Origin of the sequence: Canicola haemoglobinophilus (assembly GCF_002015075.1) — a bacterium.
GTDB lineage: Bacteria > Pseudomonadota > Gammaproteobacteria > Enterobacterales > Pasteurellaceae > Canicola > Canicola haemoglobinophilus.
In genome coordinates, this window is the sequence record NZ_MUXZ01000017.1 from 23,734 (window position 1) to 50,366 (window position 26,633).

At 36.7% G+C, this 26,633-nt stretch carries 29 protein-coding genes and 1 pseudogene; 16 read left to right on the forward strand and 14 right to left on the reverse strand.

Annotation, left to right across the window (positions count from 1 at the left end; translation table 11 throughout):
* The first annotated feature begins 9 nt into the window (after positions 1-9).
* Complete coding sequence (locus tag B0186_RS05980) at positions 10-504, forward strand: YfbU family protein (RefSeq protein WP_078218467.1); 495 nt, start codon at positions 10-12, stop codon at positions 502-504.
* A 48-nt stretch (positions 505-552) separates the two neighbouring features.
* Here B0186_RS05980 and yggU read toward each other — a convergent pair whose 3' ends face one another.
* The 4 genes from yggU to mutS form a co-directional block, all read right to left on the reverse strand.
* The gene (yggU, locus tag B0186_RS05985; protein WP_078218468.1) at positions 553-852 is read right to left on the reverse strand and encodes a DUF167 family protein YggU; all 300 of its coding nucleotides are present in this window, start codon (positions 850-852) and stop codon (positions 553-555) included.
* Between the two features lie 41 nt (positions 853-893).
* Entirely contained in the window at positions 894-1,451 is a 558-nt protein-coding gene (locus B0186_RS05990; RefSeq protein ID WP_078218469.1) for a YggT family protein, read from the reverse strand.
* The gene (gene corA / locus B0186_RS05995) at positions 1,451-2,401 is read right to left on the reverse strand and encodes a magnesium/cobalt transporter CorA (protein ID WP_078218470.1); all 951 of its coding nucleotides are present in this window, start codon (positions 2,399-2,401) and stop codon (positions 1,451-1,453) included. Before corA ends, B0186_RS05990 begins: the two co-directional genes overlap by 1 nt.
* A gap of 383 nt (positions 2,402-2,784) precedes the next feature.
* Positions 2,785-5,376 (reverse strand): DNA mismatch repair protein MutS, encoded by a 2,592-nt coding sequence (mutS, locus tag B0186_RS06000; protein ID WP_078218471.1) that lies wholly within the window; start codon positions 5,374-5,376, stop codon positions 2,785-2,787.
* Positions 5,377-5,564: 188 nt separating this feature from the next.
* Here mutS and B0186_RS06005 point away from each other — a divergent pair, with 188 nt between their 5' ends.
* Both B0186_RS06005 and B0186_RS12000 read left to right on the forward strand, forming a co-directional pair.
* Positions 5,565-6,425 (forward strand): DUF4102 domain-containing protein, encoded by an 861-nt coding sequence (locus tag B0186_RS06005; protein WP_235817191.1) that lies wholly within the window; start codon positions 5,565-5,567, stop codon positions 6,423-6,425.
* On the forward strand, positions 6,352-6,843 hold the full coding sequence (locus B0186_RS12000; RefSeq protein ID WP_235817192.1) for a tyrosine-type recombinase/integrase: 492 nt from the start codon (positions 6,352-6,354) through the stop codon (positions 6,841-6,843). Before B0186_RS06005 ends, B0186_RS12000 begins: the two co-directional genes overlap by 74 nt.
* Positions 6,844-6,871: 28 nt before the next feature.
* Here the strand turns inward: B0186_RS12000 and B0186_RS06010 are convergent, their stop codons facing one another.
* Entirely contained in the window at positions 6,872-8,215 is a 1,344-nt protein-coding gene (locus B0186_RS06010) for an FtsK/SpoIIIE domain-containing protein (RefSeq protein WP_078218472.1), read from the reverse strand.
* Between the two features lie 38 nt (positions 8,216-8,253).
* Entirely contained in the window at positions 8,254-9,132 is an 879-nt protein-coding gene (locus tag B0186_RS06015; protein WP_078218473.1) for a hypothetical protein, read from the reverse strand.
* A gap of 110 nt (positions 9,133-9,242) precedes the next feature.
* Between B0186_RS06015 and B0186_RS06020 the strand changes: the two genes are divergently transcribed.
* Both B0186_RS06020 and B0186_RS06025 read left to right on the forward strand, forming a co-directional pair.
* A complete protein-coding gene (locus B0186_RS06020; protein ID WP_078218474.1) occupies positions 9,243-9,611 on the forward strand; it encodes a helix-turn-helix domain-containing protein in 369 nt (122 codons plus the stop codon).
* A 43-nt stretch (positions 9,612-9,654) separates the two neighbouring features.
* Complete coding sequence (locus B0186_RS06025) at positions 9,655-10,119, forward strand: hypothetical protein (RefSeq protein ID WP_078218475.1); 465 nt, start codon at positions 9,655-9,657, stop codon at positions 10,117-10,119.
* On the opposite strand, the gene B0186_RS06030 is transcribed toward B0186_RS06025, so the two are convergent.
* Positions 10,109-10,513 (reverse strand): hypothetical protein, encoded by a 405-nt coding sequence (locus tag B0186_RS06030; protein WP_078218476.1) that lies wholly within the window; start codon positions 10,511-10,513, stop codon positions 10,109-10,111. The genes B0186_RS06025 and B0186_RS06030 overlap by 11 nt on opposite strands.
* Positions 10,514-10,706: 193 nt before the next feature.
* On the opposite strand from B0186_RS06030, the gene B0186_RS06035 reads away from it, so the two are divergent.
* Positions 10,707-10,952, forward strand: a complete 246-nt coding sequence (locus B0186_RS06035; RefSeq protein WP_078218477.1) for an AlpA family transcriptional regulator — start codon at positions 10,707-10,709, stop codon at positions 10,950-10,952.
* A 2-nt stretch (positions 10,953-10,954) separates the two neighbouring features.
* A complete protein-coding gene (locus B0186_RS06040) occupies positions 10,955-11,974 on the forward strand; it encodes a hypothetical protein (protein ID WP_078218478.1) in 1,020 nt (339 codons plus the stop codon).
* A 216-nt stretch (positions 11,975-12,190) separates the two neighbouring features.
* Here the strand turns inward: B0186_RS06040 and aroE are convergent, their stop codons facing one another.
* From aroE to B0186_RS06050, 3 genes are read right to left on the reverse strand one after another with little or no spacing between them, the layout of a single operon-like run.
* A complete protein-coding gene (gene aroE / locus B0186_RS11865; protein ID WP_172459649.1) occupies positions 12,191-12,994 on the reverse strand; it encodes a shikimate dehydrogenase in 804 nt (267 codons plus the stop codon).
* 3 nt (positions 12,995-12,997) lie between these two features.
* Complete coding sequence (locus B0186_RS11870; protein ID WP_172459650.1) at positions 12,998-13,549, reverse strand: L-threonylcarbamoyladenylate synthase type 1 TsaC; 552 nt, start codon at positions 13,547-13,549, stop codon at positions 12,998-13,000.
* A complete protein-coding gene (locus B0186_RS06050) occupies positions 13,546-14,094 on the reverse strand; it encodes a DNA topoisomerase family protein (RefSeq protein ID WP_078218479.1) in 549 nt (182 codons plus the stop codon). Before B0186_RS06050 ends, B0186_RS11870 begins: the two co-directional genes overlap by 4 nt.
* A 133-nt stretch (positions 14,095-14,227) precedes the next feature.
* Between B0186_RS06050 and B0186_RS06055 the strand changes: the two genes are divergently transcribed.
* A complete protein-coding gene (locus B0186_RS06055) occupies positions 14,228-14,788 on the forward strand; it encodes a YqgE/AlgH family protein (RefSeq protein ID WP_078218480.1) in 561 nt (186 codons plus the stop codon).
* A complete protein-coding gene (ruvX, locus tag B0186_RS06060; protein WP_078218481.1) occupies positions 14,788-15,213 on the forward strand; it encodes a Holliday junction resolvase RuvX in 426 nt (141 codons plus the stop codon). Before B0186_RS06055 ends, ruvX begins: the two co-directional genes overlap by 1 nt.
* Here the strand turns inward: ruvX and B0186_RS06065 are convergent, their stop codons facing one another.
* On the reverse strand, positions 15,214-15,972 hold the full coding sequence (locus B0186_RS06065) for a DeoR/GlpR family DNA-binding transcription regulator (RefSeq protein WP_078218482.1): 759 nt from the start codon (positions 15,970-15,972) through the stop codon (positions 15,214-15,216).
* A gap of 172 nt (positions 15,973-16,144) precedes the next feature.
* Here B0186_RS06065 and ltnD point away from each other — a divergent pair, with 172 nt between their 5' ends.
* The 6 genes from ltnD to B0186_RS06095 all read left to right on the forward strand — a co-directional run bounded on the left by ltnD (position 16,145) and on the right by B0186_RS06095 (position 22,256).
* The gene (ltnD, locus tag B0186_RS06070) at positions 16,145-17,053 is read left to right on the forward strand and encodes an L-threonate dehydrogenase (protein ID WP_078218483.1); all 909 of its coding nucleotides are present in this window, start codon (positions 16,145-16,147) and stop codon (positions 17,051-17,053) included.
* A gap of 1 nt (position 17,054) precedes the next feature.
* Complete coding sequence (otnK, locus tag B0186_RS06075; RefSeq protein WP_078218484.1) at positions 17,055-18,296, forward strand: 3-oxo-tetronate kinase; 1,242 nt, start codon at positions 17,055-17,057, stop codon at positions 18,294-18,296.
* On the forward strand, positions 18,293-18,925 hold the full coding sequence (gene otnC / locus B0186_RS06080; protein WP_078218485.1) for a 3-oxo-tetronate 4-phosphate decarboxylase: 633 nt from the start codon (positions 18,293-18,295) through the stop codon (positions 18,923-18,925). The genes otnK and otnC overlap by 4 nt, the downstream gene beginning before the upstream one ends.
* 2 nt (positions 18,926-18,927) lie before the next feature.
* Complete coding sequence (gene otnI / locus B0186_RS06085; protein WP_078218486.1) at positions 18,928-19,704, forward strand: 2-oxo-tetronate isomerase; 777 nt, start codon at positions 18,928-18,930, stop codon at positions 19,702-19,704.
* A 126-nt stretch (positions 19,705-19,830) separates the two neighbouring features.
* On the forward strand, positions 19,831-20,781 hold the full coding sequence (gene denD, locus B0186_RS06090; RefSeq protein WP_078218487.1) for a D-erythronate dehydrogenase: 951 nt from the start codon (positions 19,831-19,833) through the stop codon (positions 20,779-20,781).
* Positions 20,782-20,789: 8 nt separating this feature from the next.
* Positions 20,790-22,256, forward strand: a complete 1,467-nt coding sequence (locus B0186_RS06095) for a GntT/GntP/DsdX family permease (RefSeq protein ID WP_078218488.1) — start codon at positions 20,790-20,792, stop codon at positions 22,254-22,256.
* A gap of 79 nt (positions 22,257-22,335) precedes the next feature.
* On the opposite strand, the gene B0186_RS06100 is transcribed toward B0186_RS06095, so the two are convergent.
* On the reverse strand, positions 22,336-22,887 hold the full coding sequence (locus B0186_RS06100) for a TIGR00645 family protein (protein ID WP_078218489.1): 552 nt from the start codon (positions 22,885-22,887) through the stop codon (positions 22,336-22,338).
* A gap of 117 nt (positions 22,888-23,004) precedes the next feature.
* Positions 23,005-24,465: an aminoacyl-histidine dipeptidase gene (locus tag B0186_RS06105; RefSeq protein WP_078218490.1), complete on the reverse strand. Its 1,461-nt coding sequence runs from the start codon at positions 24,463-24,465 to the stop codon at positions 23,005-23,007.
* Positions 24,466-24,590: 125 nt separating this feature from the next.
* Here B0186_RS06105 and gpt point away from each other — a divergent pair.
* Positions 24,591-25,057: pseudogene (gene gpt, locus B0186_RS06110) on the forward strand (xanthine phosphoribosyltransferase).
* Positions 25,058-25,106: 49 nt separating this feature from the next.
* Here gpt and ilvC read toward each other — a convergent pair.
* A complete protein-coding gene (gene ilvC, locus B0186_RS06115; protein WP_078218491.1) occupies positions 25,107-26,588 on the reverse strand; it encodes a ketol-acid reductoisomerase in 1,482 nt (493 codons plus the stop codon).
* Positions 26,589-26,633: the final 45 nt, after the last annotated feature.

Here is a 26,633-nt window from a genome sequence, read left to right on the forward strand (position 1 = left end):
GAATTTATTATGGAAATGACCTCAACTCAGCGCTTAATCTTAGCCAATCAATACAGATTAATGGGCTTATTAGATCCAACTAATGCACAAAAATATCAACGTTTAGAAGCTATTGTTAAAGGTGGCTTTGGTTTGGAATTGAAAGAGTTAGACAAAGAATTTTCTGATCTTTCAGAAACAGAATGCCGTACGGTATTAGATACGTTAGAAATGTATAACGCATTACAAATTTCTTACAACAACCTACAAGATAAATCTGGATTAACGCCACATCGCTTACAATTTGCTGGCTATTGTGCTGTTCGCGAGAAAAAATATCTTAACTATCTACGTTTTATTACTTCTGTTGAAGGCAAATATCAAGAGTTTATGCGTTGTGAACATGGTTGTGATTCACAAACACCAATGTGGGATAAATATCTGAAAATGCTTGATGCATGGCGTGCTTGTCCACATGAATATCATTTAAGCATGGCAGAAATTCAGAAAATCTTAAACGCTTAATAAAGCTTGATAAAAAATACCACACTTAGCAAAAAGTGCGGTATTTTTTTATGCAGTTTCCAACAATAAATTTGCCACAACTGGCGGAATAATCTTTGGTTGAGGAATTAAAATCTGTTTGTGGCGGTTAAGTTCGCCTTTCTCTAGCACAATTTCACTTTTCGCCACTTTAAAAGCCTTACTTAAAAATTTCAGTAAATGTGCATTGGCTTGTCCATCAATTGGTGGGGCTGTAATACTGATTTTAAGCTCGTCATCATGCAATCCAATAATCTGATCTTTGCTCGCTTTCGGTTGCAAAAAAATTCTCAAGCGTAAATCATCTCCGATTTTTTCTACGGCAAACATAAAAAATCCACCAATTTTGACCGCACTTTTGCCCTAGTAACTTATGCTAAAGCCCAATAGCTGCCTAATAAATCATAGAGTACACGATTACCATAGAACAAAATAAAGGCGAGTAGCATTGGGGAAAAATCGATCATGCCCGTTCTTGGTAATAAACGACGTACTGGTTGCAACAAAGGCTCACCAAGTTGATGCAATAAGTAGCCTAAAGCACCACGATTAAACCAACTTAAAATTGCGCCTAAAAATAAAATATATAAGAACAATTCGCCGAAAGTACGCAAGGTATGTAACAGGGCGATAATGACACTTTGCTCAATAGGGAAACGCGTACCCACTACGGCAAAAATGGCATGATATTTCAATACGCCTAATACAAAGACACAAAAGAGCGGTGCAAAATTTATGTTTTTTATGGTTGGAAAAACTTTTTGCAAAGGCGAAATAATCGGATTGGTAAATTTCACCAAAGATTGTGAAAAAGGATTGTAAAAATCAATGCGGCAATATTGAAACCACATACGCAACATAAAAATAAAACTTAATATGTCAAAAACTGTATTCAAGAGAAATTGAATTGAGTTCAATTGATAAACCATTATAGCCATCCTTTACGTTTAAAATACCAATAAGGTGCAAATGCAGCCAATGCCATTAAACCCAATGCCATTGGGTAGCCAAATTTAAAGCCCAATTCTGGCATATTACTGAAGTTCATACCATAATTTGATGCCACTAATGTTGGTGGTAGGAAAATCACCGACACAACGGAGAAGATTTTAATAATGCGGTTCTGCTCAATATTAATAAAGCCCATTGCCGCTTGCATTAAAAAGTTTACTTTTTGGAATAAAGACTCATTGTGTGGTTGCAAAGATTCAATATCTCGTAAAATTTCACGAGCTTGTTCTAACTGATTAGCTGGCAAACGTGTTTTACGCACCAAAAAGCTCAAAGCGCGCTGCGTATCCATTAAGCATAAACGCACTTTAGAACTGGTATCTTCTTGTTCTGTAATAGTCGCAAGAGCTTCATCAAATGCCTCGCCTTGCTTACCTTCCAAAATAATGCGGCTCAATTTTTCCAAATCGGCATACACATTTTCAATAACGTCCGCTAGCTGCTCAATTTTGGTTTCAAATAAATCCAATAAAACCTCATAAGCATTACATTCAACCAAACGCTGATTACGCGAACGCATACGATATAAACGAAAAGCGGGCAACTCACGATCTCTTAAAGTAAATAAACGACCATCACGAATGGTAAAAGCAACGCTAGCTAAATCGGCATAATCATTTTCGTCTTCACAATAAAAGAAAGAGTGCAAATGCAAGCCATCTTCATCTTCGAAAAAACGAGCAGATGCCTCGATGTCTTCTAACTCGAGAAAAGTCGCTAAATTTTGCCCTAGCCCTTCTTGTAATAAATCACGTTCTTCCTTACTCGGTTCAAGTAAATCTAACCAGATAGCATTATTCAGTTCTGTATCAGTATTGTCATCAATACGGACTAAACGAGCATCTTCGAGTGAAAAAGCATTAATCATTTTGTCATACTCCTAAAGGATTATGAACAACGCAATGAACAAGGAAAATCAAATAAGGTGCATAAAAGTGCGGAGAAAATTTTATCTATTTGATTAAAAAGATACCTGAAAAAATAGGTAATGGAACTTACCTGCGTAATCCCGCCGATAAGTGCTAGAAAGACAAGACGAGATTTAGAAAAAAGATAATAGGTATCGACTATGACTGTCCAAAGTGTATGTCCTCTTATTACTAAATCGTGCGGAATATTACGCTTGAAACGCCTATTCGTCAAGGATTTTGCGGTAAAAGTTATGAACTGGGGGAACTGGATTTTGCTAATAATGAGAATAAATGAAAGAAAAAATCAGTATAGAGAAAATTCCCTATACTGAACTATTTTTTATTCTTCACGCCATATCTTTTTAAGCTGATACAAATAGTCCAAAGCTTGTTTCGGACTAAGTTCATTTGGATCTAGTTTTTCTAACATAGATAAGACCGCACTTTGTTTTTCATCTTCTGCCATTAAAGCTAATTCGCCTTGTGCTTGAGTTAAAACATTCTTGGCTGGCAGATCTACATGATTTTGTTGAGATAACTTTTCCAACTGCTGCAATTTCTGTTTCGCTGATTTAATGACCTCTTGCGGTACTCCAGCCAAAGCGGCAACCGCTAAACCATAGCTTTTACTTGCCGCTCCTTCTTGTACAGAATGCATAAAGGCAATGCTGTCTTTGTGCTCAAGGGCATTAAGATGAACATTGTGAATACCTTTAATTTGTTCAGGCAAAACAGTCAGCTCAAAATAATGTGTGGCAAATAAGGTCAAACAACGGATTTTTTGTGCCAATTGCTCTGCACAAGCCCAAGCAAGCGAAAGTCCATCGTAAGTTGATGTTCCTCGCCCAATTTCATCAATCAACACCAAACTGTGCGATGTGGCTTGATGCAAAATATTTGCCATTTCTGTCATTTCCACCATAAAGGTTGAACGACCAGAGGCAAGATCATCAGAGGCACCAATACGAGTAAAAATGCGATCAACAGGTCCAATAACCGCACTTTCTGCTGGCACAAAACTCCCCATATAAGCCATGAGAGTAATCAATGCCGTTTGACGCATATAAGTACTTTTACCGCCCATATTTGGACCTGTAATAATCAACAAATGGCGATCTTGATGAAGTTCTAATGGATTAGCAATAAAAGGCTCTTTTAGCACTTGCTCCACCACAGGATGACGACCTTGTGTGATTTGCAAACCAATTTGCGAACTAAATTGTGGTTGCACATAATTCAAGGTTTCTGCTCGCTCCGCTAAATTAGTTAAAACATCAAGTTCTGCCAGGACCAAACTAGCGAGTTGTAACTCAGCTAAGTGCGGTAATAATTGCTCGAAAATTTCATCATAAAGTTGTTTTTCTAAAGCAAGTGAAGCGCCTTTCGCTTTCAGCACTTTGTCTTCGTAGGTTTTTAATTCAGGAATGATGTAACGTTCCGCATTTTTTAACGTCTGACGGCGTACATAGTGCATAGGCGCTTTGTGCGCTTGCCCTTGGCTAATTTGAATATAGTAGCCATGCACGGCATTAAAGCCTATTTTTAAGGTATCAATACCCGTATTCGCACGCTCACGTTGCTCCAATTCTTCTAAATAACGAGTAGCTCCAGCAGATAAACTACGCCATTCATCAAGCTCTGCATTATATCCTTCGGCAATCACACCACCGTCACGAATAAGCAATGGCGGATTATCAATAATCGCCTTTTGCAAAAGGGTTAATTGCACCGAAAAATCGGCGATTTGCTGTGAAAACTGCGTAAAGTGCGGTGTGTTTTCTAATTGTTTTTGAATAAAAGGGATTTGCTCTAAGGCGGTTCTGAGTCGAGTTAAATCTCTCGGGCGAGCAGAACGCAGTGCAACTCGCGCCAGAATACGCTCCATATCGCCCACTTGACGTAAAAATGGTTGTAATTCTTCTACTAAATTTTGCTGCAAAAGCATTTGAATATGCTGTTGGCGGCGCTGTAATTTATCAATATTGCGAATAGGCTGATGAATCCAACGCTTGAGCAAACGGCTTCCCATTGGTGTCACACATTTATCTAAAATAGCCGCAAGGGTATTTTCACTGCCACCAGCAAGATTTTGGGTCAATTCTAAATTTCTGCGAGTCGCTGCATCAAGTTGTACAGTATCGCTATTTTGCAACAAACTAATACTTTGAATATGAGGAAGTGCGGTGCGTTGGGTTTCTTTGGCATATTGCAACAAACAACCTGCCGCACATAAGCCCAAAATTGCTTTTTCCACCCCGAAACCACGCAAATCTTTAGTACCAAATTGGCGATTAAGTAACTGAACAGCAGTGCCTAATTCAAACTCCCAAATCGGACGGCGGCGCAATCCTTTAAATTGCTCGATCAAATGCTTATCCGCAAAATCCTCTGCATAGAGCAATTCAACGGGCTGAATTCGTTGTAACTCGGCTTGTAAACTTGCAACATCTTGTAACTCAGTTATCTGAAAACGCCCAGATGTCATATCTAAAATAGCCAAGCCAAATTGTGTTTTTTCTTGATAAATAGTCGCAATCAAGTTGTCTTGTTTCTCAGGCAACAAAGCTTCATCGCTTACTGTTCCCGGTGTCACAATGCGCACAACTTTGCGCTCAACAGGACCTTTAGCCGTTGCTGGATCACCTACTTGCTCACAAATCGCCACACTTTCGCCAAGTTGCACCAATTTTGCCAAATATCCCTCTACCGCATGATAAGGCACACCAGCCATGGGAATGGGCTGTCCCGCTGATTGTCCTCTTTTGGTCAGAGAAATATCCAATAATTCCGCTGCTTTCTTTGCATCATCATAAAATAACTCATAAAAATCACCCATGCGATAAAACAGCAAAATATCGGGATTTTCTGCTTTAAGTTTTAAGTATTGCTGCATCATTGGGGTGTGTTGTTGTATTTTTTCATTTAAATTCATATTTTTATTTTATGTAAATAATTGATATTAAATAATTTTATATAAACTCATCGTTTTATAAAGTTTCTCAAAGCACTATAAGGTCTCATAAAAACCTATACTTAAGTGTAGGTTTATTTGTAGGTTATCATAACCAATAGTATAATATGTGTACACAAATAAGCACTTTTCTTTTGAGGAGTTATTTTATGAGTAATGCAGCAAAAAAGCCATTAACAACAAAAACTATTGAAATGATGAAACCTAAAGATCAAGATAAAGCTGATATTGGAGAATACTCTGGTTTAAGAGTTACGTGTGGGAAAACTGGTATAAAAACCTTTTTTTATCGTTATTCAAGCCCAATAACGAATAAACTCATTCAAGTCAAAATAGGCTCATTTCCTGCTGTTAGTTTAGCAGAAGCAAGAAAACAACTTAAAGAATTGAAAAATATTAGACTTTCTGGTCGTTGTCCAGCTACGGAACTGAAAGCTTATAAGAAGGAACAAGAACAAAAAAGAAAACAGCAGCAGTTTTATGTTAAAGATCTTATTGAGCTTTATATGTCGCAGTATATTGAGGATCATTATAGTGATAATGGAAAACTGATAGCAGGAGCTAGAAAACCTAAAGGGCAAGATGAGGTTCGGAGAACGTTATACAATGATGTGGTTATTCCATTTGGTGATCGAATTGCCTCCTCTGTAACAAGAAAAGAAATCGTCGAACACATTTTAAAAATTGTAAATGAAAGAGGAGCAAGGGTTCAAGCAGGTAGTGTTCTTAGAGAATGGTCGCTGGCTTATCGCTTTGCCATAGGGTTAGATAAATTTGATGAAAACTTTGTAAATCCAGCATTTTTAGCAAAAGAAACGTTAAAAATGACAGCTGTTAAGCTGACAAATAACAAAGGAACTCGTGCTTTCGATCATAAAGAACTGACTACTTTTATGAATTGGATAAAGCAATCGAGTTTTACCAAGAAAATCCAAAATGTTTTTTTTACTCACATTATTGACGGGCTGCCGTACAGGGGAAATTTGTGCTATTTCTTGGGACGATATTGATTTAGATATGAAAACCATTTTTCTTAGAGAAACCAAAACGGGAGCCTCTCGCTACGTTCAACTATCAACACAAGCAATAGAGCTTATAAAAAGCTGCGATAGATCGACAAAATATCTATTTCAAATGCGGTTACAAGAAAAGCCAATTCAACAAAAATATTTAACGGAAAGAACGTGGACACTAAGAAAGAATGGGCTAATGTTAGATATTGAGCATTGGTCGCCACACGATTTACGCCGAACAGTTCGCACAGGCTTGGCTCGTTTAGGCTGCCCTAATGAAGTCGGTGAGGCAATCTTAGGACATTCTAAAAAGGGTATTGAAGGCACTTATAACTTACATACTTATGATAAAGAATGTCGTATTTGGTTGCAAAAGTGGGGAGATTATTTGGATAGTCTAACTGATGAAAAGTAAACAAAAGGCGGGAATTTCCGCCTTATTTTTATAATAAAGTCCGCTTTCCGTTATTCATTGCAGAAACAATTCCTTTTTGTTCAAGTTGATCCATTATGACAGCTGCTCGCTTAAATTCTATTCTAAAATGTCGCTGCATAGCACTAGTATATAAGATATTTGTTTCACGTATAAATTGAACTGCCTCATCAAATAACGGATCTAATTCACTATCTGAGTATTGGATTTCTTCTTTTGGCGGTAGATATTTTGATAAATCAATATACTTAGAATGACCTTGTTTACGCAGCTCATCAGTTATACGGGCAACATCGTCATCTGATAAGAGTGGTGCTTGAAGTCGGATTGGTTTAGTTGCACCCGCACCAAGAAATAGAAAATCTCCTAGCCCTATTAAGCATTCTGCTCCCTCATTATCTAATATAAGTCTTGAGCCTGGTTCTGTTGCAACAGTAAAAGCAATTCGACTAGGAATATTAGCTTTAATAACGTCTGTGATCACATCATAAGTTAGGCGTTGAGCTGCCATAATTAAATGAATGTTTGTTGCTCTTGCTTTTCGAGCTAACCGAACTACTAATTCCTCAAATTTATCCTTATGTTTAGAAAGCATCAGGTCGGCAAATTCATCAATAATAACAACAATATAAGGTAATTTCTCGCTACTTTTGACCTTATCATTATATTGTTCAATATTACGTACCATAGCTTTAGATAATAATTCATAACGCCTTTCCATTTCCTCAATACACCAAGCTAATGCTGAATTTACATAATGTTGATCAGTAATAACTGGGTATAGTAAATGAGGAATATCATTATAGATTGAGAATTCCACAACCTTAGGATCAATTAAAACTAGTTTTAGGGTTTCTGGCGAATGATGATATAAAAGACTTAATAATAAGGAGTTAATAAAAACGCTTTTCCCACTTCCTGTCGATCCTCCAATCAATAAATGAGGTGTTTTAGCTAAATCAATAACAAAAGCACCTTTTCTTTCTCCAAGTAAAACAGGTAATTGCATTTCTTGAGGATTTTGGAATTTTTCATCTTCAATGGCAGTAAGAAAATTATAGACTTTGCTCTTTTTATTATGTAGTTCAAAAGAGATATGGGTATCATTATCTGATACAACTCTTATAACTTTGAGGTTTAAATGATGAGTCAACTCAAAAAGAAACTCTTTTATATGAGATAAGTGGGTAGATTCGTTTTTAACAAATGTATAGGATTTAAAATTTAAATAAGAAGTGATTGATCTAAATTCAATATTTATGTCCTTGCTCTCATAGAAAGCCTGTATTTCTTTGGCTCTATTTATCTGAGAGTCTGAATAGAAAATAATATTGTTATAGTTTTCTTTATTCATAGTGTTCACCTAATTTGATGATTATGGAGAAAATTGAGTTATTCTTTCTCAATAATCCATTCTTTAGTATCGCCATCTTCAACTAAAACACCCTCAACACCCAAGCTACCATCATCTTCATCAATAGATAGAGTTACATTTGCTTTATTATTGGAATTTTGTGAAGAGATTAACTCATATTGATCTAACTCTACCTCCGTTCCTTTATATTGATGATAATTTCCTTCTTCATCTTGGTATTCTATCGTTAATTCTTTACCTTTAACTCTGATTTCAACAGGGTAGGATTGAAGATAGTTTCCACTATGAAGATCGTATTCTCTAGCGGTTAGCTCTCTTTGGCTAATAATATTATTTTGTTCAATAATCTCTTGATCTTCGATTAGGCTAACAGGACGTCTTTTAACTCTAATTCTTCTTGTGTAGTAGCATAATTGCCCATCTTCAGCTTGATAAAAGTAAGCTACTGTAAATGGATATCTGTGTGGATTACCTCGCCCTAATGAAGGAATATTTCGATATTCTTTAAGAGTTTCAATGACTTCTTCATCAGTTCTACGCCCTTTAAAATCAAATAAAACCATTAAAGAATGTTCTGGGTGTCTAATAAGTTTTCTGACTTCGTTCACATTATGCTCAGCTTTAAGATTATTTCCTCCCTTTCTTGCTGATCTTAAAGCAAGCTCTACAGCGACATTACCAATGAGAAAATCAAAACGCCCCTGATAATTAGCTGTAACCTGAACAGGTGATTCGGGTTCAAGTTGATCAAAATATCCTAGAAGATAGTGCCTTATCGCTGGTAGCAACTCTTGCTCTGTTTTTTGAGTGAAATTGAGAGTTTTAGTGAAACGTTTGTTGTGATAAGCACAATATAAACGAAAGAAAGCATCAATAACTTGTTCTTGGGTAATCATAATAATCTCCTTAAAAGTACAAAAAAGATGAAATATACTATAACCGATATTCTTAAAAGAGTAAAACAATCACAAAATACCAATAAACGATAATAAAAGAGCTTATTGGTATGTCAAAACTCTCGGTAACAGAAGTAGATAGACTGGTTGGAAAACGGATTCAACAGAAAAGGAAAGAAATGGGACTTAGTGCAGCTATGCTATCCGAACAAATCGGTATTGCTCAACAGCAACTTTCTCGCTATGAACGTGGGGAAAATAAGATTAATGTTGCCCATTTAGTTGAAATTGCCACAGCTCTGAATACTGATATTGGTTGGTTTTTTATCGATTGTATGTCTGATCTGAAAAGCAATGCTAAAAGGACATTTATTCCTATTTCTGAAGATAGTATTCAAAACCGATTAAATACTCATTTAGAACGCCTAAGTGCGGATAAAAAACGAGGACTTTTAGTATTTTTGGAGACTGTTTTGTAGATAACGTTAAATATGTTAAAATATTGATATATAAGGTTTAATTATGTTTTTTATGAAAGCATTGCAACAAGGTGAGCTTGACTGTTTATGTGGAATTTATAGCATTGTTAATGCTGTGTATTTTGTATCTCATAGAAAAATAAAGCGTAAACCTCTATTCAATGAGTTATTACTCGCCTATATGAATAATTGGGGGATTTATGATCTTCTGATAGGTGGTTTAGATATTTATCAAATGCAATATTTGCTCAACCATATCTCTAAGCTATACAAAAAGCTTAAAATTCAGCCTAATGAGATAAAGCGACGATCAACGCTAAAATCGAACATTATTACCCACTTACAATCCCCAAATTCAATCGTTTTATTCTCTACTAATTCCCATTGGAGTGTAATCAATCATTATACTGATGAAGAATTAATGCTTTTTGATAGCTGTTCAATAAAAAGTATTAATATCGCAGAGATCCTACCCACATCAGTTTTCTTTATATCATTTAATCCTTAAACAACACAAAATCTTCCAATCTTTCTCTATTCCACTCACCTTTTTCAGGAAATTTTCTATTTAATCTTAATGTGAGCTTTTTGATAGATACGTTATTTTCAACTAGTTGATCGTGAATAAATCTAAGTAACTCAAATTTATCTGTACTATTAGACATATCAATATAGCTAGTGATCGCAAGGGATTTTAACTCACTTTTTCTTAGTTTTATGTCTAGTTTCTCATATATAGCAGCGAGTTTAGCAATCCTTTTTTCTACCTTCTGAACAGTCCTTTCATATGTGTAGAAAGTTATTGTCTTTGGAAACTTCTTCTTAATATCAGCCCTTCTATTTTGTTGCTCTTCACAGTTTCTTTTTTGCTTCTCTGTTTGCCCTATCAAATTTTTATGCATTATTAAATTTCCCTCAAACTAGCTGACAGTCAGAACTCAATTTACCTATATCTGACAGTCAGTAATTTAGCCTATTTAAAGCTGACTGTCAGCTTTAAAACACCTTTCTCCCTAAAATCATACCTAAATCTGATTTTTGTAAAGCACTAGAGCAAAAGGTAATTCCGCCTTTTGATAACTCAAAGAGGTGCTTATGCAACTAATCAAATTAAACCAAGTAATGCTTAAAACCACATTATCAAAATCAACTATTTATCGATTGATCAAAACTGCGGATTTCCCCAAACCGAAGAAGTTATCTCTACGGGCGGTTGCGTGGCTTGAAAGTGAAATAGATGAATGGATTAAAGAGCGTTCTTCTGCTTGTAAATCTGTTTCTGCTCACTCTATTAGCACATTACAAGCATATTTACTTAATAATACTAATATGGGGAAATAACTATGAATAATATGGTTATATTAAATAAGGCAAGTATCTATAGAAATAACAATTTTATTAAGGTTGGTAAATTCAAAGGGAATTTGCTTTATATGGGAATTGATAAGCTCTCTTTTGTTTGCGATATTAAATCAAAGATAGAATCTCAAGATATATATAGAAAGCTAGATTTCTTATCCAAAGAGAAATCAAGAAGGTATAAAGTCAAAAAAGTATTGAGTAAGCAATATAAAGAAAACTTTAAAATTAGTGCTAAAGACAATTCCGACTTTTATTTATTGGTTTCCTATGAGCCTTTGCATAATCCAAATAGCCCGAGCGTTCGTTTTGAGCTATCTCCACAATATGCAGAAACAGATTCAATCTTTAATATAGTAGGATGGTTAAAGAAAGGTATTGGCGGAGGAACAATAGAGAGATTATTTAAAAGAGCTAGGATAACAAGGCTAGATCTCACTATTGATATCTATAGTAAAAAATTTATAACCGATTACTATTTTTCCATATTAAAAGCGAGAAGTGGAGTGAAATTTATAAACAACAAGGATGATCTTAAAAATAACTACGCTGTTGGTTCACAACGTTCAAATTTTTATCTATTGGTTTATGAAAAAGTAAAACTGTACACTTCTAATAGTTATACAGAAGAGCTGATAACTGTCAGAGAAAAAGATATTGAAACTCGTATAACGAGGTTAGAACTTCGGATAAAGCCCAAAGATAAGGATAAAAAGTATCAACTTCGGAATTTATCCAAGCTGGACAATCCATTTCCCCTCATCAAGATTTACGATGAGGAACTGATAAGGAATGACATCTGTGGTTTTCTACCATTCTTGCAAGCTAAAAAGAGTTTACCTGTTGCAATCAAGTGTTACTTAGCAAAACAAAATGGTTCAACTCGCTATAATCGAGCTGTTTTGAATGACCTATTAGAAAAAGCTGAAAGCAAATTTCAACTTGATATAAACTGGGCTAAATGGCAAGATATAGCAAGAAATCTCGAACCATTCTATAAATAACAACTCACAACAAAAAAGCTACATAAGTGTAGGTTATTATGTAACTTTTCATTTCAAAAACGTGCCAATCCTTGTAAATCAAGCAACATAGCCTTATGCATCAGGCGTGTGATTTTCAAAGTTTTGCATAGCGTTCATGGCTTTAATAGATAAAAAGAATGGGCGGAATTATAACAAAAGTGCGGTTGAATTTGCTGGAGTTTTTCTGCGAATGATCTAAACCAACATTAACAAAGGCTCAACATCGGGCATCACGCCACTCCATAAATAAAAGGCATGAGCAGCTTGTCCAACAAGCATACCAAAACCATCACAAGTTTGTTTTACCCCTTGTTGTTTACATAGCGCAATAAAAGGCGTATCGCTTTCTTTGCTGTATTGCATATCATAAGCGGCAGTGGCAAGTTGTAAAATCTGTGGATTAATATTCAAGGTTTTACCTTGGAGCCCTGTTGATGTGGCATTAATAATTAAATCGAACTTTTGCACTGGAATATGCTCTAGTTCAACGGCTTGAATATTGCCATATTGGCTAAATTTAGCCGCCAACTCTTGCGCTTTACTAAAAGTGCGGTTGGTAATAAGGATATTTTGTTGAGCTTGTAACAAAGGTAATAAAACACCTTTTGTCGCACCACCAGCCCCTAAAATCAAGATGTTCTGATTTGCTTTTAGCCAGTTTAAGCGCTGTAAATCACTGACCAAACCTGCGCCGTCAGTGTTATCCGCAAATAAAGTTCCGTCCGCTAATTTTTTTAAAGTATTACAAGACTCGGCACTTAAACAACGTTCACTATGTTGTTGCGCTAGTTTAAATGCACGCTCTTTGAAAGGTGCGGTAATATTACAGCCTTGCGCACCTTGTGCAAAAAAGTCGAGTAACTGTTGTTCAAATTGTTCTTCATCCCCCAAGATCGCTACATAATCCAAGTTTTGTTGAGTTTGTTGAGCAAAATGACGATGAATTTGAGGGGATTTACTTTGTGCGATAGGATTTCCCCAAACAGCGTATTTATCCATACGTTATCCTTGTCTAAATAATTGATCTGTCAATAGATCACGAATTTCTGAAGGCTGGCTTGCTGTGCCAACGGACATATCTAATACAGGAAAATCTTCGCCAAATTGCAACCGCACTTCATCACTTGTTTTACAAGGCGTGAGCCCTGTTAAATTGGCACTCGTCGAGGTTAAAGCAAAACCAGTTTGCTCACAAAGCATCTTAATCGCTGGGTGTTGGCTAACTCGAATAGCAATACTATTGAAATGACCACATAAAAATTTCGCAATATCTGCTTTGGCTGGCACAACCCATGTTGTCGGTCGATCATAGACTTTTTGTAGTTTTTGCCAATGTTGCGAATTGAGCTTATCTTCATCAATAAAAGAGCGAAAATAATCTAAATTTGGCGCAACGAGAATTAAGCCTTTTTCGATTGGACGTTGCTTTAACATTAATAATTTTTCTACCGCACTTTGACTAAAAGGATTACAACCCAAGCCGAAAACCGCTTCCGTTGGATAAGCAACGACTTCATTTTGTGTTAATTTTTCGCTAATTTCGATGATATTCATATTGTTGTTTTAAAGCTATGTTGGCAAGATTTATTGATGCATAACCAAGTGCGGTGGTTTTCTTCCTCTTTTTTCAAAATCGCCCCCAGTGTTTGACATTGCGGACAAGTTATCAAATGCGGTTTTTGCGCCAAAGTAAATTTGCATTTTGGATACTGGTTACAACCATAAAAAGTTTTTCCTTGCCGCCCACGTCGAGCAACAAGCTCGCCAAGTTGACATTCTGGGCAAACAATTGGTTGCTCTGTGGTTTCTTGCTCCTCATGCACAATAAAACGGCACTCTGGGTAATTACTGCAACCAATAAACATGCCGTAACTGCCTTGTTTTAGTTGTAAAATATGACCGCACTCTGGACAATTTTGCGCAAGATTTTTAAGCACTTTACTTTCATTGTGTGGGTGAAGCGGCTTGATATAATCACAGGCTGGATAATTAGAACAACCTAAAAACAATCCTTTTTTCCCTTGTTTTATCTGCAAGATAGCCTCACATTGAGGACAATGTTCCTGATGTTTGGTATGTTGGAAAAGGCGCTTTGACATATTCTTTTTTCAATCCTGACGAGAAGGGCTAACAATAAACTATCCCATCAATAATATCAACTTAGAATCCCAATTTGAAAGCCATTCTAGCCCAGTGTAAAATGTGCATCATTGTATTTAGGATAAGAATTTTATGAATTTACAAGATCATTTTTTAATCGCCATGCCTCATTTAGAGGACGAAAATTTTCAACGTTCTGTGGTGTATATTTGCGAACATAATGAGCAGGGCGCAATGGGCCTAGTTTTAACTCAAGTCACAGATTTAAGTATTGCTGAATTATGCGCCAAAATGAATTTTATGATGGCAGATGAACGTGAATATTCCGATAAATTAGTCTTAGCTGGTGGCCCCGTAAATCTAGAACGAGGCTTTATTTTACATAGTAAAACAAATCAAGATTTCCAACATAGCTATAAAGTCACTGACAAAATTTACCTCACCACTTCAGCGGATATTATCAATACTTTTGGCACCGCACTATCGCCAGAAAAATATTTGGTCACCCTAGGTTGTGCAAGTTGGGAACCAAACCAACTGGAACAGGAAATTGCGAATAACGATTGGTTGGTGGTACCTGCCGATGAGCATATTCTATTTGATGTAGAGGCTTCAGAACGCTGGTTAGCAGCCAATCAATTACTTGGCATTGAGCATGTCAATTTTGCTTATCAACAAATAGGACGTAGCTAATGGCAATCACTGTTTTAGCCTTTGATTTTGGCACCAAAAGTATCGGCTGTGCCGTAGGACAAAGTATCACGGGCACAGCGCAAGCTCTTCCAGCCTTTAAAGCACAAGATGGTATTCCAGACTGGCTAAAAATTGAGAAATGCTTAAAAGACTGGCAACCCGATATTGTCGTCGTTGGCTTGCCTTTAAATATGGATGGAACTGAACAAAAATTAACCCTCAGAGCAAGAAAATTTGCTAATCGTTTAAATGGACGATTTGGGGTCAAAGTTGAGTTACAAGATGAACGCCTCACCACTACCCAAGCACGAGATGAAATCTTCCAAAGAGGCGGCTACCGAGCGCTAGAAAAAGGCAAAGTAGACGGCATTTCCGCTTGCTTAATACTCGAAAGCTGGTTTGAAAATAGGGATTGTGAGGAGTAATTACACTAAAATTAACTCTATTTCCATTTCTCTGATTGACTCTTGTACATTGGGTAATAGATTTTTATCGCAAATAATGCGGTTAAAAACACCTAGTTCACAAATAGAAAATGTAGCGGTTTTCCCATATTTAGAAGAGTCAGAAACTAAAATTTTATTATGACTAGATTGTAAAATTGCTTTCTTCACAGGCAATTTTCTTTCATCTGGAGTGGTTAACCCTCTCAAATTCCAAGATGATGTGGAAATAAAAGCAAGATCAATAGAAAGTTGTTTCAGCAATTGTGTCGCTAATTCTCCCACAGAAGAGAAATTTGATTTATTAATTGAGCCCCCAGTATGAATTAATTCACATTGGCCATTTGTCATTAAAAAATTCGCAATGACAAAGTCATTCGTAATAACTAATAAATCTTCTCTTTGTACTATATGATGAGCAATCTCTAATGTTGTCGTTCCTGCATCTAAATATACAGTCGTATTTGTTGGTATTAGTTCAGCAGCACGGCGACCAATATTCTCTTTTTGTAAAGTTGAGAGTAGTGATTTGTCATTATGTGTGGGTTCGGTAAATAAATGTTCTAATAATTTAACGCCGCCGGATACAGAAACAACAACCCCCTCTTGCTCTAATTTTTGAATATCTCGGCGAATTGTCATATGAGACACATCTAATAATTTTACTAATTCATTAATACTGATTATTTCTTGCCGACTAATCAGCTTGAGGAGTTTCTTTTGTCTCTCTGCCGGTATCATTCTATGCTCCTAATTTTTTTATTCGTCATTATATCACTTTTCATTTTAGGCTAATACACATCACATAATTTAACATTAATTAACATAAATGTTAAATTATGTGACTTCGATCTCATTTTTTTGTGTAAAAAAATTGCAAAATATATAAAAAATAATAGAAGGAGAAATAAACATGAGCCACAACTCATATTCTGTAGCTATCATTGGACTTGGAGCAATGGGAATGGGCGCAGCAAAATCTTGTATTCGCGCAGGTTTAAATACCTATGGAGTGGATCTGAATTTACACGCATTAGAGAGTTTAAAAGCGCTTGGCGCAACTCAAGTGGACACAAAAGCAGTAAGTTTTGCAAAAGATTTAGATGCAGTATTACTACTAGTTGTAAATGCAAATCAAGTCAATCAGGTTTTATTTGGAGAACAAGGATTAGCAGCACACTTAAAACCTAAAACTGCAATAATGGTTTCATCAACTATTTCTGCACAAGACGCTAAAGAACTTTCACAAAAATTAACAAGTAAAGGATTGTTAATGTTAGATGCACCAGTATCAGGCGGTGCCGCTAAAGCTGCAAATGGTGAAATGACAGTTATGGCATCAGGCTCAGAAGAAGCTTTCGAGAAGTTAAAACCTGTTTTAGATGCTGTTGCTGGGAAAGTCTATAACATTGGTGCAGAAATTGGGTTGGGTTCTACTGTTAAGATTATCCACCAACTGCTTGCGGGGGTTCATATTGCGGCCGGTGCAGAAGCTATGGCATTAGCTTCAAGAGCCGGTATTCCTTTAGCTCTTATGTACGATGTCGTAACAAATGCAGCGGGTAATTCTTGGATGTTTGAAAATAGAATGAAACACGTTGTTGATGGTGACTATACCCCTTTATCAATGGTTGATATTTTTGTTAAGGACTTAGGGCTAGTTGCTGACACTGCAAAATCTTTAAAATTTCCATTACCGTTAGCAAGCACCGCTTTTAATATGTTTACAGAAGCAAGTAATGCAGGCTATGGAAAAGAAGATGATAGTGCGGTAATTAAAATTTTTAATGGCATTGATTTACCAAAGAAACAGGAGAAATAGGATGTTAGGCGTTATTGCAGATGATTTCACTGGAGCAAGTGATATTGCTAGTTTCCTTGTGGAGAATGGTTTAAATACCGTACAGATGAACGGTGTACCTAGTTCATCATTGACATACAAAGTAGAGGGTATCGTTATTAGCCTAAAATCTCGTTCTAATCCAGTAAATGAGGCGATAGAACAATCTTTGAGCGCTCTAAAATGGCTAAAAAATAATGGCTGTACTCAATTTTATTTTAAATATTGTTCAACATTTGATAGCACTGAAAACGGAAATATTGGTCCTGTTACAGATGCTTTGCTGAAAGAACTGAATGAAGATTTTACAGTGATTTGCCCCGCACTTCCGATTAATGGACGTACCATTTTTAATGGTTATCTGTTTGTGGGTAATGTTTTGCTGAATGAGTCTGGAATGCAGAATCATCCAATCACACCAATGAAAGATGCTAACTTAGTACGCTTAATGGATATGCAGGCACAAGGCAGAACAGGGCTTGTTACTTATTTTGATCTTATGCAAGGTGCTGAGTTTGTTCAGAAACGTTTTTCTGAATTAAAGCAACAAGGATTTAAATATGCGGTTGTGGATTCTGTAGATAATAGCCAATTAGCTGTACTTGCAGAAGCAATTAAGGATATGAAATTAGTAACCGGTGGATCAGGGCTTGCTGCCTATATGGCAGAAAGAATTAGCGGAGGAAAAAGGGGGGAGAATGCCTTTACTCCACCAAAAGCCAAGACTGTAATACTGTCAGGCTCTTGCTCAGTCATGACAAATAAGCAAGTTGCTAAATATTCAGAAAATGCACCGCACTTTTATTTAGATGTGGAGCAAAGTTTATCTAATTCTCACTATGCAGAAGAAATCGCTCAGTGGGTTTTAAATAATTTATCGAGCGAGTTTGCACCAATCGTTTATGCAACAGTTCCTCCAGAGAAATTAAAAGAAATTCAACAAAAATTTGGTGCAGATGTTGCGAGTCAGTCCATCGAACATACTTTTGCAAAATTGGCAGATAAACTGAAAGCTGCAGGGATTAAGAATTTCATTACTGCGGGTGGAGAAACCTCGAGTATTGTTGTTCAGCAGCTAGGTTTTACAGGATTCCATATAGGTAAACAGATTGCCCCTGGTGTTCCTTGGTTAAAAGCCTTAGACGAAGATATTTTCCTCGCTCTCAAGTCAGGAAATTTTGGTTCTGAAGACTTTTTCTTTTTTGCACAAGGAATGTTTTTATGACGGAATTAGAGCAAAAAATTGAAATGGTCAATTTGGCTCGTTCATTATTTGAACGAGGTTATACAGTCGGGGGGGCGGGTAACTTATCAGTACGCTTAGATGAGAATAGGGTTCTGGTTACACCAACAGGCTCATCTTTAGGTAGATTACAAGCTGAACGTTTATCTGTATTAGATCTTGCTGGTAATTTGTTGTCTGGGGATAAACCGTCTAAAGAATCTGTTTTTCATTTAGAAATGTATCGCAAGAATCCTGAGTGTCATGCAATTGTTCATTTGCATTCAACGTATTTAACTGCCTTATCCTGTTTAGAAAATCTCAATACAGAGAACGCAATACAAGCCTTTACCCCCTACTATGTAATGCGTGTTGGCACATTGCCTGTCATTCCTTATTACAGACCAGGAGATATAAATATAGCCAAAGAATTAGGCGAAAGAGCTTTATCAGGAAAAGCCTTCTTACTTGCTAATCATGGGGTTGTAGTTACAGGAAAAAACTTAATTGATGCAGTAGATAATACAGAAGAATTAGAAGAAACCGCTAAGCTTTATTTCATTTTACAAGGACAGAAAATTCGCTATCTAACGGAAAATGAAATTAAAGATCTGCAAAATAGGGGGAAATAACAATGCCAAAATTTGCCGCAAATTTAACAATGATGTTTACAGAGGTTCCTTTTTTAGATCGCTTTGAAGCCGCAGCTAAAGCTGGATTTAAGTATGTCGAATATCTCTGGCCTTATGAATATTCCGCAGATGTACTAAAAGCAAAATTAGATCAATATGGATTACAACAGGTTCTTTTTAACACTCCTGCAGGTAATGTAGATATTGGAGAATGGGGTGTTTCCGCTATCCCAAATCGTGAACAAGATAGCCATAAAGATATTGATCTTGCTTTGGAGTATGCGTTAGCGTTGAACTGCCCTAATGTACACATTATGGCAGCAGTAGTACCAGAAGATGCTGACAGAGAACTATATAAGCAAACCTTTGTAAATAATATTCGTTATGCTTCGGAAAAATTTAAACCTTATGGAATTAAAATTTTATTAGAAGCACTTAGTCCACAAGTCAAACCCAATTATTTATTAAAGAGTCAGTTAGACTCATTAGAAATCGTTGAGTTGGTTGATCGTGAGAATGTATTTATTCAGTTAGATTATTTTCATGCACAAAATGTAGAGGGTAATTTATCTCGTTTAACTGACCGCTTGAAAGATAAAGTCGCACATATTCAAATCGCCTCAGTGCCAGATCGCCATGAACCAAATGAAGGTGAAATCAATTATGAATATTTATTCAATAAACTTGATGAAATTGGCTACCAAGGATTCGTTGGTTGTGAGTATAAACCACGCTCTGAAACCATCGCTGGTTTAGATTGGTTTAAACCCTACAAATAGTTTATAGCGTTTTTCGTGAAATGCCCTATTTTTCATGGGTAGGGCTTTTTACATCTTGCAAACAGCAAAATGTGCCAAAAACAAGCAGTTTTTGTATAAGGTGCAAACAATTTTAAGGAGAACACAATGAAAATTGTTATTACTGGAGGACAAGGATTTTTAGGGCAACGCCTTGCGAAAACTTTGTTATCTCATTCAAATTTGTCCATAGATGAGCTAGTGTTAATTGATGTTATTCAACCTGTTGCCCCCAATAATGATCCTAGAGCACGTTGTCTAGAAATGGATTTACGCAATCCAAAAGGACTAGAAGATATTATTGATGCTAAAACAGATGCTATTTTCCATTTAGCCGCGATAGTAAGTAGCCATGCAGAGCAAGATCCTGATTTAGGATATGAAATTAATTTTCTAGCAACTCGTAATTTATTAGAAGTATGTCGGAAAAATAACCCTAAAGTGCGGTTTATTTTTTCCAGTTCTTTGGCAGTATACGGTGGAGATTTACCTGATGTTATCCAAGATCATACCTCTGTTACCCCACAATCTACATACGGTTCACAAAAAGCAATGTGTGAGTTACTTATCAATGACTATTCCCGCAAAGGTTTTGTTGATGGTATCGCATTACGTTTACCAACAATTTGTATCCGTCCAGGAAAACCAAATAAAGCTGCATCTTCCTTTGTCAGCAGTATTATTAGAGAGCCATTAAATCATGAAGACGCCATTTGTCCTGTTTCTGAAAAATTGGACTTATGGCTTTCTAGTCCAAATACCGTAGTAAATAACTTTATTCATGCTTTAACACTTCCATCTTTGCCTTTGAGAGATTGGCATACCATCAACTTACCTGGATTTACTGTCAGCGTAGAACAAATGTTATCTAATTTAGTAGAAGTAAGAGGGAAAGAAATTCTAGAAAAAGTGCGATTTGAATTTGATGAAAATATTAACAATATCGTGGCAAGTTGGCCTGCTCAAATTAACTGTCAGCAAGCATTAAATCTTGGCTTTAAAGCAGATCAAAATTTTGTTGATGTTATCCAGCAATTTATTCAATTTGACATGTCATAGGAGGCATTATGTTTGGTTTACCTATCCCCATTATAGGATTATTAGTTGCGGTATTTGTTTTAGTTATTTTAGTGTTAAGAACCAGAGTTCATGCCTTTATTGCGATGTTAATTGCTTCTGCAATTGCTGGTTTAATTGGCGGTGTGAGTGTAGATAGTACTTTAGGTGCAATTACCAAAGGCTTTGGTGGTACGCTAGGTGGTATTGGTATTGTGATCGGCTTAGGCGTTATGATGGGAAGTATCCTAGAAGTTTCAGGCGCTGCTGAGAAAATGGCATATAGCTTCATTAAATTCCTTGGCAAGAAAAAAGAAGAATGGGCACTTGCAATTACAGGCTATGTTGTTAGTATTCCAATCTTTGTGGATTCAGCCTTTGTTATTCTCTATCCAGTAGCTAAAGCCTTAGCCAAAAATGGTAAACGCTCACTATTGACTTTAGGGGTTGCTTTAGCTGGTGGTTTAGTGGTAACTCACCATACCGTTCCACCAACACCAGGTCCGTTAGGCGTAGCAGGATTATTTGGTGTCGATATTGGTGCTATGTTGCTAGTTGGTATGGCAATGGCGGTGTTTCCTGTAGTTGGGATTGTTCTCTATGCTAAATGGTTAGATAAAAAGTACCCAACTTTTAATCAAGAAGTCTTTACGCAAGAAGAACTTAAGCAAAAATACGATGATTATATTGAAAGTCGTGAGAAAAAAGACTTACCAAGCTTAGGTTTATCATTATTACCCATTTTATTACCAATTGGTCTAATCTTTATTAAAGCTATATTAGGTTTAATCGCAAAAGGTAACCCAGCATTAGCAGAAAATACGTTATATCAAGTATTTAATTTTGTTGGCCATCCTATGATCGCATTAGCAATTAGTGTACTTGTAGCTGTATATACCTTATTACCAAAAACAGATAAAACAACAACCGCACTTCATCTTGAAGAAGGAGTAAAAACTGCAGGTATTATTTTGTTAGTTACTGGTGCTGGTGGGGCATTAGGCGCTGTATTACGTGATAGTGGAGCAGGAAAACAACTTGCAGAGCAAGTTGCAGCGTTACCTATTTCACCAATCTTAATCCCATTCATTGTTTCAACATTAGTTCGTTTTATTCAGGGATCTGGTACTGTTGCAATGATTACGGCGGCTTCTATTTCTGCTCCAATTTTGGCTCAAATTCCTGGTGTAAATATGTTGTTAGCAGCGCAGGCTGCGACAATGGGATCATTATTCTTTGGTTACTTTAACGATAGTTTATTCTGGGTTGTAAATCGAATGATGGGAATTAATGACGTTAAAAAGCAAATGATCGTTTGGTCTGTACCAACAACTATTGCTTGGGCGATTGGCGGTAGTTTAGTTATTCTCGCTAATTTAATTTGGGGTAACGATGGCTCAATTACTGATTTATTACTTCCAGTAGGCGTGCTAGTTGCAATTCTTGCTTATGTAAATCTACAAAGCAAAAAAATGTAGCTGATACTAATACATATAACTCAAAAAAACACCGCACTTCCAAAAAGTGCGGTGTTTTTTATCAAAATTTACCTTTGACCTAATGAGTTTTATGGCTTGTGCCGTAGAGGATTTTATCGGTATAGGCCATAGCGACTGCGGAAACTAAGAACCCTAAATGGAGAAATAATTGCCACATCATTGTTTTCTCATCCATGTTTGCAGCATTTACAAAGGTTTGTAGCATGTGGATAGAAGAAATACTAATGATCGACATGGAAAGTTTTACTTTTAAGACAGAAGCATTTACGTGACTTAACCATTCTGGTTCATCTGGATGTCCGCCTGTGCGTAATTTAGATACGAAGATCTCATACCCGCCCACAATTACCATGACCAATAAGTTTGCGATCATCACCACATCAATTAAATTTAATACAGCCAACATAATCGCTGTAGAGTCGAGTTCTTGTAAATTAACAATCAAATGCCATAATGATTTGATAAATTTATAAGCATACACGCCTTGAACAACAATTAATCCTAAATAGATAGGTAGCTGTAACCAACGGCTAGCAAAAATAATATGACTTAAAAACGTGGGCGCTCTGCGTTGTGAATTGTTTTTTGTCGGTTGGATATGTTCCATGATGTTCCTAAATAAATAATAAAATTGAGCGGCAAAAATTACCGTTTTTCTCCCTAGATTTCAATATGTAAAGACAAAAAAACGGTGCAAATTTGCACCGCTCTTTTATCCTAGGTTATTTTAACGAGCTGGAATATTAGCCAATATGCCAGTTAAAACTTTCCAATAGGTTTCTACTGCTGGGATATGTACTTTTTCATCTGGAGAATGTGCGTTTCTAATAGTAGGTCCAATAGATACCATATCCATTGCTGGATAGATTCTTTTCAATAAGCCACATTCAAGCCCTGCATGAATGACTTTAATTTCTGGTTCTGCACCTAAAACCTGTGCATAAACTTCCTTGGTTAAATCTAAAATATCGCTGTGGCTTTGTGGTTCCCAACCTGGATAATCTCCCGAGAAACTCACATTGCCTTGTGCTAATGCGGCTAAAGATTTTAATAATGAGGCAACATAGGTTTTGCCACTTTCAATTAATGAGCGAACTAAAATCGTCCCTCTCACCACATTATCTACCGTATCTAACACACCAATACTCAATGAAGTTTCCACCACATTTTCAATCACATCGCTGTTGCGCATTACACCATTTGGCAAAATGTTCAAACAATGTAGGATATTGTACGCAGATTGGGTAGAAAATACTTGTTGCGCTTTTTCTGCTTTTTCAATTGTGAATGTTAGATTTGGCTCAATAAGCGCTAATTCAGTTTTAATTAAATCAGCAAATTTTTGTACCGCACTTTCTAGCACAGCCACATCGCCATTAAAGGCTAAAGTTGCAAAACTTTCTCTTGGAATAGCATTGCGAATAGAACCACCACGAATATTGGCTAAAGTGAAGTCAAAGTGCGGTTGATTTTGGCGAAGTTCTGCGAGGAAACGCACTAAAACTTTAATGGTATTGGCTCGTCCAGTGTGAATATCTACGCCAGAATGTCCACCACGCAAGCCTTTTAATACCACTTGATAGCAATGTTCAAAATTATTCGCTTGATATTCAATTGGTAATTCCAAATTAGCATTTTCGCCACCAGCACAACCAATATAAATTTCGCCATTTTCTTCCGTATCTGTATTGATTAAGATCTCAGATTGAAGCCAATTTGGGCGTAGTCCAAGCGCCCCCTCCATGCCTCTTTCTTCAGTCATGGTTAACAATACTTCTAATTCAGGATGCGCAATATCATTGCTTTCTAATACAGCAAGTGCGGATGCCATACCAATGCCATTATCCGCCCCTAAGGTTGTACCCTTCGCCTTAACCCATTCGCCATCAATATAAGGCAAAATTGGATCAACACTGAAATCATGTTGTGTTCCTTCATTTGCTTGTGGAACCATATCTAAGTGCGCTTGCAATACCACTGGTTTACGATTTTCCATTCCAGCTGTTGCTGGTTTACGAATCAGCACATTGCCCACCTCATCACGTTCAGCAAAAAAGCCTTTAGCCTTTGCCCAATCAAGGATAAATAACGCTAATTGTTCTTCTTGATAAGAGGGATGAGGAATAACACAAATTTGATCAAACCAGTGCCACAATAATTTAGGTTGTAAAGATTGAAGATCTGACATAAGTTTCTCCTTTTTATCTGTGAAAAATGTGGAAAATAATAGCATAAAAATAGATTTCAGGTTATCCTAACGCAATTTTATTTCTCTGGCGGTCATTCCGCCCTTAACTGACTTTAAGGTGAATTATGAGCGAAAAATATGTTGTAACTTGGGACATGTTCCAAATGCATACACGTAAATTATCTGAACGTTTACTTCCAGCAACACAATGGAAAGGTCTTATTGCAGTAAGTCGTGGCGGCTTATTTCCAGCGGCAGTAATTGCACGTGAATTGGGTATTCGTCACGTTGAAACAGTTTGTATCTCAAGCTATGACCATAATCAACAAGGCGAGCTAAATGTATTACACGCAGCGCAAGTAGAAAATGGCGGCGAAGGTTTTATCGTTGTAGATGATTTAGTGGATACAGGAAATACAGCTCGTGCTATTCGCGAACTCTATCCAAATGCACGTTTTGTAACAGTGTTTGCTAAACCAGCAGGCGCTGCTTTAGTTGATGATTATGTGTTATTGATATTCCACAAAATACGTGGATTGAACAGCCTTGGGATATGGGAATTACTTTCGTTCCACCATTGGCAAGAAAATAATTACTACAAAATAAAGCCAGCGTTAATGCTGGCTTTATTCATTTATGTGTTAATCTTTTGATGAAATACGTTTCATATCTGTCATATAACCACGTAATTCTTGACCAATAAGCTCAATTGGGTGATTGCGGATAACGTCATTCACATCACGCAATACAACATTATCAATTTCTACTGCTGGTGTTGGTTCACCCAAATCACCACGTTGTAGGGTTGGTAATACTTTCGCACGGAAAATTGGTGTCGCCACATTCGCAAATAAATAGTTACCATATTCCGCAGTATCTGAAATAACAACATTCATTTCATATAAACGTTTACGAGCGATTGTATTTGCGATTAATGGCAATTCATGTAACGACTCGTAATAGGCTGATTCTTCGTAGATACCTGCCGCAACCATAGTATCAAATGCAAGTTCAACCCCAGCTTTAACCATTGCCACCATAAGCACACCATGATCAAAATATTCTTGTTCAGAAATTTTGATATTGTCGCCAACAGGTGCATTTTCAAAAGCGGTTTGGCCAGTTTCTTCACGCCATTTCAATAGATTCGCATCGCCATTTGCCCAGTCCGCCATCATAGTTGCCGAAAACTCGCCACTGATAATATCGTCCATGTGTTTCTCAAATAAGAAAGTAAGTTCTTCCTTGATTTGCTCAGATAGCTCAAAAGCACGTAACTTAGCGCTATTAGATAAACGATCCATCATTAAGGTAATACCGCCTTGTTTTAAGGCTTCAGTAATCGTTTCCCAACCATATTGAATTAATTTTCCAGCATAAGCAGGATCTTTGCCGTCAGCCACTAATTTTTCATAGCAAACAATTGAACCCGCTTGCAACATACCGCACAGAATGGTTTGTTCGCCCATTAAATCTGATTTTACTTCCGCAACAAAAGAAGATTCTAAAACCCCAGCACGATGACCACCAGTCGCAGCTGCCCATGCTTTAGCAATTTCTAAACCATCGCCTTGCGGATCATTTTCAGGATGCACAGCAATTAATGTTGGTACACCAAAACCACGTTTATATTCTTCCCGCACTTCTGTTCCCGGACATTTTGGTGCCACCATAACAACAGTAATATCGGGGCGAATTTGCTCGCCAACTTCAACAATGTTTAAACCATGCGAATAGCCAAGTGCGGCGCCTTTTTTGATTAAAGGCATAACATCAGCAACGACTTTTGAGTGCTGTTTATCTGGCGTTAAGTTGATCACTAAATCTGCTGTTGGAATCAGTTCTTCATAAGTGCCAACTTTGAAACCATTTTCTGTTGCTCGTTGGAAAGAGGCTCGTTTTTCTGCAATGGCTTCTGGGCGTAATGCATAAGCAATATCCAAACCAGAGTCACGCATATTTAAACCTTGGTTTAAACCTTGTGCACCACAGCCAACAATAACGATTTTCTTCCCTTTCAAATAATCCGCCTTATTGGCAAACTCATTACGATCCATAAAACGACAACGACCTAATTGGTCTAATTGCTGGCGTAAATTTAATGTATTGAAATAATTAGCCATGTTTTTAATTCCTCTATAAATTTTAATTGTATGATGTTGTTTGTG